This is a genomic window from Acidisoma sp. (assembly GCF_035492295.1).
Lineage (GTDB): Bacteria > Pseudomonadota > Alphaproteobacteria > Acetobacterales > Acetobacteraceae > Acidisoma.
Window position 1 is genome coordinate 1 of record NZ_DATJJK010000080.1, and the last position, 7,428, is coordinate 7,428.

7 protein-coding genes are annotated in these 7,428 nt (G+C 64.5%); all 7 read right to left on the reverse strand.

From position 1 onward, the window contains the following. Window positions 1-307 precede the first annotated feature (307 nt). Window positions 308-1,246, reverse strand: a complete 939-nt coding sequence (locus VL752_RS05770) for an ROK family protein (RefSeq protein WP_325353068.1) — start codon at window positions 1,244-1,246, stop codon at window positions 308-310. Between the two features lie 9 nt (window positions 1,247-1,255). Then, window positions 1,256-1,990 (reverse strand): copper homeostasis protein CutC, encoded by a 735-nt coding sequence (locus VL752_RS05775; protein ID WP_325353070.1) that lies wholly within the window; start codon window positions 1,988-1,990, stop codon window positions 1,256-1,258. Then, the gene (locus tag VL752_RS05780; protein WP_325353072.1) at window positions 1,987-2,826 is read right to left on the reverse strand and encodes a carbohydrate ABC transporter permease; all 840 of its coding nucleotides are present in this window, start codon (window positions 2,824-2,826) and stop codon (window positions 1,987-1,989) included. Before VL752_RS05780 ends, VL752_RS05775 begins: the two co-directional genes overlap by 4 nt. Continuing rightward, a complete protein-coding gene (locus VL752_RS05785) occupies window positions 2,823-3,767 on the reverse strand; it encodes a carbohydrate ABC transporter permease (RefSeq protein WP_325353074.1) in 945 nt (314 codons plus the stop codon). Before VL752_RS05785 ends, VL752_RS05780 begins: the two co-directional genes overlap by 4 nt. Before the next feature lie 20 nt (window positions 3,768-3,787). Then, window positions 3,788-5,032 carry an extracellular solute-binding protein gene (locus VL752_RS05790; RefSeq protein WP_325353076.1) on the reverse strand — a complete coding sequence of 415 codons (1,245 nt, stop codon included), beginning with the start codon at window positions 5,030-5,032 and terminating at the stop codon, window positions 3,788-3,790. A gap of 163 nt (window positions 5,033-5,195) precedes the next feature. Continuing rightward, entirely contained in the window at window positions 5,196-6,440 is a 1,245-nt protein-coding gene (locus VL752_RS05795; protein WP_325353078.1) for an extracellular solute-binding protein, read from the reverse strand. A gap of 192 nt (window positions 6,441-6,632) precedes the next feature. Next, on the reverse strand, window positions 6,633-7,428 hold a 796-nt coding region (locus tag VL752_RS05800; protein WP_325353080.1), incomplete at its 5' end, for an SDR family oxidoreductase.

Consider the following 7,428-nt stretch of genomic DNA (forward strand, 5'->3'; position numbering starts at 1 on the left):
TTCTCAAAGAACATGCCCAAAACCACCCCAATCTCTCAGGGCGCCCAGGCCGATAATCTTGTCGAAGGAGGCAGAGCTTTTAGCAGATCAACCAACCCGCCGCAACCCCCGATCCCCGTCGGTGAAACGGCTTCTAGGCCCCCTGTCCCGGGTCGTCAACACCAGCCAATCGTCATCTCACTGTCACGGGCGCGGGGTAGCCCAGCGTAAAATTCCTCTAGACAAGCCCGCGCGGAGAAGCCTTCGCTCCGACACGCCGTGACCGGCAGCCGGGCCAATCTCGATCTCTCCTGACCGGGTCAGCGCTTCACGCGATTGGCCCGGCCGCGGCCACCATCTCCGCGATGCCGAGTCCCTGGCTGCGAAAGGCCAGAATCGCCGCCCCCAGCAGTGCCCCGCGGGCACCCAGAGACGTGCGTTTGAGCGGTGGCGGCGATCGCCAGGCGAGCCGGCGCGCGAGCGCCGCCCCTAAAGGCGAGAGCAAAACCTCCTCCGCTTCCGCCAAACCGCCGCCGATGACGATGACCGCCGGGTCGAGCATAAGAGTCACCGTGGCGCAGGCGATGGAGAGAGCCTCCACAGCCTCCCCCCAGACACGCGCCGCCACCGGATCGGCGCCGAGCCGCCGGCTGATCTCGGCGGCCGAAAGCGCTTCGGTGCCCCCCGCCGCCCGGTAGCGCCGGGCGATGGCAGCAGCCGAGGCATAGGTTTCGAGACAGCCGAACTGACCGCAGGCGCAGGCCTCCCCCTCCGGATAGACCGGCGCATGGCCGATTTCACAGGCCATTTGCCGCGCACCCGAGACCGCCTGGCCGTTACAGAGAAAGGCTGCGGCGATGCCGGTGCCGATCATGATCATGGCGGCGTCCTGTTCGCCTCGCGCGGCGCCCAGCAGCGATTCGGCGAGTCCCGCCGTCCGCACATCGTGCCCCGCCGCCACGGCCAAGCCGAAGGCGGCCCGAAGCCGGGCTCCGAGCGGAAAATCCCGCCAGCCGAGATTGGCCGCGAAGATCACCTGGCCGTTCCGTTCATCCATTCCCGGCGCGATCAGCCCAAGAGCAGACGGCGCCTCGCCCACGATTTCGCCGAGAATCCGACCGATATAGGACGCGAGACGCAGATAGGCCGCCTCCCCCAGCGCGCCGCCGGTGGGCTCGCTCTCCCAGACCTGCATGGCGCCGTCGCTTTCGACCAGCGCCGCCTTGAAGCTCGTGCCGCCGACATCGACGGCAAGGACGCGCGCCACCTCTCCCCCTCAGCCCGGGCGCGCCGCCCGGATGAAGGCCGCGACCTCCTCCGTCGAGGTCACGAGCCGGCCGAAAGCGTCTGGCCGCATGGCCCGGAGATGCACGTCCGGCACGCCGGTCCGCTCCACCAGTGCCCGCACATTGCCCGCCCGCACGCTACCGCCGGCGATGATGGCGACGCGCCCCGCTGCCTGGGTAACGAGTGCCGCCAAGGCCTCCGCGCCACTTTCGGCCGTCGCCTTGCCGCCTGAGGTCAGGACCGAGCGGATGCCGAGGCCGAGCAGGGTTTCGAGCGCTGCCGGCAGGTCCCGCGCCGCATCGAAAGCCTTGTGAAAGGTCATGGGTGCGCCGCCACAGGCCGCTTTCAGCCGGGTGATGGCCCGCGCATCGACCACACCCGCATTGGTCAGCGCCCCGCAGACGAAACCGATGGTGACCCCGGCAGCCTTGGGCAACGCCCGGAAGGCCGCGATATCGGCCTGCATCACCTCCACCTCTTCCGAGGAGAAGACGTAATTGCCCCCGCGCGGCCGGATCATGATGCGCACGCCAATGCGGCGCACCCGGCCCAGCACTGCCTGAACTAGGCCAAAGCTCGGCGTCAGCCCGCCTTCGGAGAGCGCGCTGCAAAGCTCGATGCGGTCCGCACCCTCGGCCTCGGCCGCCAAGGCGCCGGCGAGATCATCGACACAGATCTCGACCCGGGGCGGCCGCACGCTGTCCGCAGGACCCAAGCCGCTCACTTGATCGATCCGGCGGTGAGCCCGCCCACAACCTTCCCTTCGATCAGCGCGAACAGGATGATCACGGGGATCGTTGCGATCACCGAACCCGCGAAAAGATGGCTCCAATCCACCTGATACTGGCCGATATAGGAGTTGAGGGCGACCGTCAGCGGTTCGGTCGCGGAAGAGGTCGTCAGCGTCAAAGCCACAATGAATTCGTTCCAGGCGCTGATGAAAGTGAAGATCAGCGCGGTCACGATGCCGGGGAGCGCCAGCGGCAGGGTGATGCGGAAGAGCGCGCCGATCCGGCTCGACCCGTCGATGAAGGCAGCCTCCTCCAACTCGGCCGGGATGGCCGAGACATAGGCGTTCAGAATCCAGACCGCAAAGGCCATGTTGAAACCGGCATTCACCAGGATCAGCGCGACCACGCTGTCGAGCATCCCGAAATCGAGGAATTCCCGGTAGAGGCCGACGAGCATGGCCGTCGGCTGGAACATCTGGGTGACCAGCACGAGGAGCATGAACGCGCCGCGGCCACGGAAGCGCTGCCGGGCAGTATAATAGGCGGCTGGAATGGCCACCAACAGCACGAGCAGGGTCGATCCGCTCGCGACCTCAAGGCTGATGCGCAGATGCTGGCCGAAGCCGGTCTTCCAGATATTGAAGAAGGCCGAAATGTCGAAATGGCTCGGCAGATAGGTTCGCGCCAGCATCTCGTTCGCCGGGCGCAGCGCCGAGACGATCATTTCGAGATAGGGCAGCAGGAAGATCGCGGCCACGATATAGGCGAGGCCGGCATAGACCAGCCGCTGCCAGGGCCAGGGTTTCGGGCGCAGGGTTGTGGCGCTCATGGCTCGGCCGTCCCTGATTTCCAGACGGTCACGCGCAGATAGACCAGGACGATGAGCAGCACGAGGCCGAAATTCACCACCGACATGGCGGCCGACTCGCCGATATAGCTCTGTTTGAGCTGATACATGAAAGTCGTCGTCGTGCTGGTCTGATGCCCGGGGCCGCCGCGCGTCATCTCCCAGATGATCGGGAAGGAATTGAAGACGTTCATGACGTTGATGAGCAAGGCTACGATGAAGGCCGGCCTGAGCAAGGGCAGGGTGATGCCGAGATAGGTGCGCCAGACCCCGGCACCATCCACCCGCGCCGCCTCATAGACGTCGGAGGGAATGCTCTGAAGCCCGGCGAGCAGCGCGTAGGTCGAAAAAGGCACGGAAACGAAGATCGCGACCACGATCATCCAGGCGAAGGCGGAGCCGGGCGAGCCCAGCCAGTCCGAAGCTTCGCTGTTGAAACGGGCCAGCAGGCCGATGTCGTGGAGGAAGACGTTGATGACGCCGTTATTGGCGTCAAGCCCCCAGCGAAAAACGATCGCCGTCATCATGACGGAGGCAGCCCACGGCGCGATAAGCGCCCAACGCGCCGCTCGGCGTCCCGGGAATTTCTGGTTGAAGAGCTGGGCGAGCGCCAAGCTGATCAGCATGGTGCAGACGACGATGGTCGCGACCCAGATCACGGTGCGGACCAGGATGCCGGTGAGATCGGGCTCCTGCCAGAGGAAGACGAAGTTCCGCCAGCCCGCCCAGCCGCGGATGAACCCGTCCGGGCTGATATTCTGGAAGGCGGTCTCGATCATGATGACGACGGGCCAGAGCACCACCCCGGCGATCAGCAGGACGGCAGGCCCGACCCAGAGGACAGGGCCTAGCCGGGAGAAAAACCGCGTGGGGCGATGGCGCTTCTGCGCCACCACCCCCTGCTCGAGCGTGGACAGGCTCATTCGGAAATACCGCCCGCGGCTCAGCTGCCCTTGAGCGCGGTCTGCTGGATGCTATCCAGCACAGCCTTCGGATGCGGGCCGATGGCGGTGCCGATGAGCTGCTGGATCTGCGTCTTCACCTGGGCCCAGACGGGGGAATTCGGATACTGCACAGCCTTGGGCAGGGCATCGACGAAGGAGGCGAGCGCCGGATCAACCTTCACGAAGGCCGCAGCCCCCGAGGTCGTGCCCGGCAGCAGGTTGTATTCCTGGGCGAAATCGACCTGGTACTGGTCCTGCATCGCAAAATCCAGGAACTTCTTGATGGCTTCCTGTTTGGAACCGTCGGTCTTGAAGGCGGCGATGAAGTCGCAGACGCCGAGCGTCGTATCGAGCGGACCGGTCTTGCCCGCGATCGGCGCCGTGCCCCAATCACTGTCCTTGAGCACGCCCGCCTGCTTGATGATGGGCAGCAGCGCGGTAAGACCGTTGAGCATGCCGACCTGGCCCTGGGCGAACTGCTCCAGGATCACGGCGCGGTTCTTGGTGCCCGGATTGGGTTCGGTATCGCCGGCCTTCACAAGCTTGGTCATGAAGTCCAGCGTCTCGACGTTCTGCGGACTGTTGATGTCCCACTTACCGTCCGCCGTCTGGAAGCCGCCGCCATTGCCGAGGAGCCAGAGGAACGTTTCGGCTTGCGCCTCTTCCGGCCCGAGCGGCATGCCGTAGCCGATCTTGCCCAGGGCTTCGATTTTACCGGCATCCGTCATCAGCTCATCCCAGGTCTTGGGCGGGGCGGCAATGCCGGCCTGGGCAAAGAGCTTCTTGTTGTAGAACATCGCCCGCGAACTGGTGGTGAAGGGCATGCCGTACTGCACACCCTCGTAACTGCCCAGCGTCTTGAAGGCCGGCATCAGGTTCGAAGGATCGCTGAGCACGTCGCTCGCCTTGTAGAGCAAACCTTCCTGCGCATAGTTCGAGAAGTAGTCGCCTTCGGTGACGTCAGGATACTGGCGATTCTGCACCATGGTCTGAATTTTGGTGTCGAAATCGTTCCAGTTGACCGTCTGGACCTTCACGGTGATCGACGGATTGGCCGCATGGAACGCGTCCGCGATCTTCTGCCAGTAGATCTGGCTGCTGTCGGCGGGGCCGGTGCCGTAATCGGCGGCCACCAGTGTCAGAACCGTATCCGCTCGCGCCGGTTCGGCAGCAAACAGACCCAGGGTCAGAGCAAAAGCCGCGGACATTCCGCCGGCGAAGAGGGGACGACAGGCGATGCGCATAGGAAGCCTTCTCCTGGTGTTTCTTCTTAAGCGGGCCGAACTCTAGGCGCGGCTCCGCGGGGTTGTATAGCGTGCTCGGTGCCGGCTTCGCCGCCACTGCCAGGGCCTCCGTTCAAAGACCCCGGTCGCGGTGCGGGCCATGCGCCCTCGCGTGGTTGACGGCTCAGCTTCCCTTGAGCGCGGTCTGCTGGATCGTCGTCAGCACTGCCTTCGGATCGGGCCCGATGGCGGTGCCGATGATCTGCTGGATCTGCGTCTTCACCTGCGCCCAAACCGGATCGTTCGGGTATTGAACCGCATTCGGCAGAGCCTTCACAAAGGGCGCGAGCGTTGCGTCGGTCTTCGCGAGTTCGACGGCCGCCGAGGTCGTGCCCGGCAGTTCCAGATACATATGCACGAAGTCGAGCTGGTATTTATCCTGGAAGGCGAAATCGAGAAACTTCTTGATCGCCGCCTGCTTGCTGCCATCCGTTTTGAAGGCGGCCACGAAATCGCAGACGCCCAGCGTCTTGTCGATCGGCCCGGTGCGGCCGGCGATCGCGGCGGTGCCAAGATCGCCCTTCTTGAGAACGTTGGCGGAGTTGATGATCGGCAGCAGCGCCACCTCTCCATTCATCATGCCGATCTGGCCTTGGGCGAATTCATTGAACAGATCGGTGCGGTTCTTGGTGCCGGGGTTCGGCTCGGTATCGCCCGCCTTCACCAGCTTGGTCATGAATTTCAGGGTCTCGACGTTCTCCGGGCTGTCGATCACCCATTTGCCGTCCGCCGACTGGTAGCCGCCGCCATTGCCGAGGAACCACAGCAGCGTCTCCGCCTGGGCTTCCTCTGGCCCGAGCGGCAGGCCGAAGCCGATCTTGCCCTTGGCCTCGATCTTTGCCGCATCCGTCGCAATCTCATCCCAGGTCTTGGGCGGGGTGGTGATGCCGGCTTCGGCAAAAATCGCCTTGTTGTAGAAGAGGGCGCGGGCACTGGTGGTGAAGGGCAGGCCGTATTGCACGCCGTTATAGCTGCCCAGTTCCTTGAAGACCGGCATCAGGTTTGACGGGTCCGAAAAGACGTCACTGACCTTGTAGAGAAGTCCTTCCTGCGCATAGTTCGAGAAATAATCGCCCTCGGTGATGTCTGGATACTGGCGATTCTGCACCATGGTCTGAACCTTGGTATCGAAGTCATTCCAGTTGACGATCTGAACCTTCACCGTGATCGTCGGATTCGCGGCATGGAAGTCATCCGCGATCTTCCGCCAGTAGATCTCGCTGGTATCCTTGGGACCTGTTCCGTAGTCGGCCGCGACCAGCGACAGCACCGTATCCGCCCTCGCCGGCGCTGCGGCAAACAGACCAAGGGTCAGAGCGAACGCCGCGGAGACGCCGCCGGCGAGGAGGGGACAACGGGCGATGCGCATGAGGGAGCCTTGGTTGGGGTTCGAGCAATGCAGGGCTGAACTCTAAGCAGGGCTACGCCGGCTTGTATAGCCGGGATGTTCCGATCTTTCGTTTCTCCTTGTGGCGTCGCGTTGACGGTTCAGCCTTGGGACGAATGCCACCGCTCACAACAAAATTCTTACCAGGCGCAGGTCCCAGGGCTTTGCATCGTCTCACTTCTGTTGTGTGATCGACTGATGCAGCTGCGTCAGACCGGCGGTAATGCCGCCATCCACCGGCAGGATCACGCCGGTGATATGCGAGGCCTCGTCGGAGGCAAGAAAGGCCACCGCGCGCGCCACATCCAGCGGGGTCGCAACCTTCCGCAGGGGATACCAGGCGGTGACCTCCTCGAAGACCTGGGGGTTGGCGGCGAGCCGTCCATCCCAGGCGCGCGTGCGCACCGTGCCAGGAGCGACCGCATTCACCCGCACGCCGTGCGGCCCGTATTCGACAGCAAGGCATTGGGTGAAATGCAGCAGCCCCGCCTTGGCGGCGCTATAGGCCGGATGGCCGAAACTGCCGCTGAGCCCGTTGACCGACCCCATGTTGACGATCACCCCCCCGCAAGCCAGCAGATGGTCCTGAAAGGCGCGCGTGCAGAGAAAGGCGCTGTCGAGGTTGAGCGCGATATCCCGCCGCCAGGTGGCGAAATCCAGGTCGCGCATCTTGTAGCTGAAGGCATGGCCGGCATTGTTGACCAGCACCCGCACGTCGCCGATTGCAAGCGCCGCGCGGGCCGCGTCATTCACCGCCGCCTCGTCCGTCACGTCGAGCGTCATGGCCTCGGCCACGCCGCCCGCCGCCCGGACGCGCGCCACAACCTCTGCCGTGCGGTCCGCCGCGAGATCGGCGCAGATGACACCCCAGCCGCGGGATGCCAGCACATCGGCGATGGCGCCGCCGATATCGCCGCCACCGCCGGTGACGAAGGCCCAGTGCAGCGGCTTATTCATACCGCCTCCACGC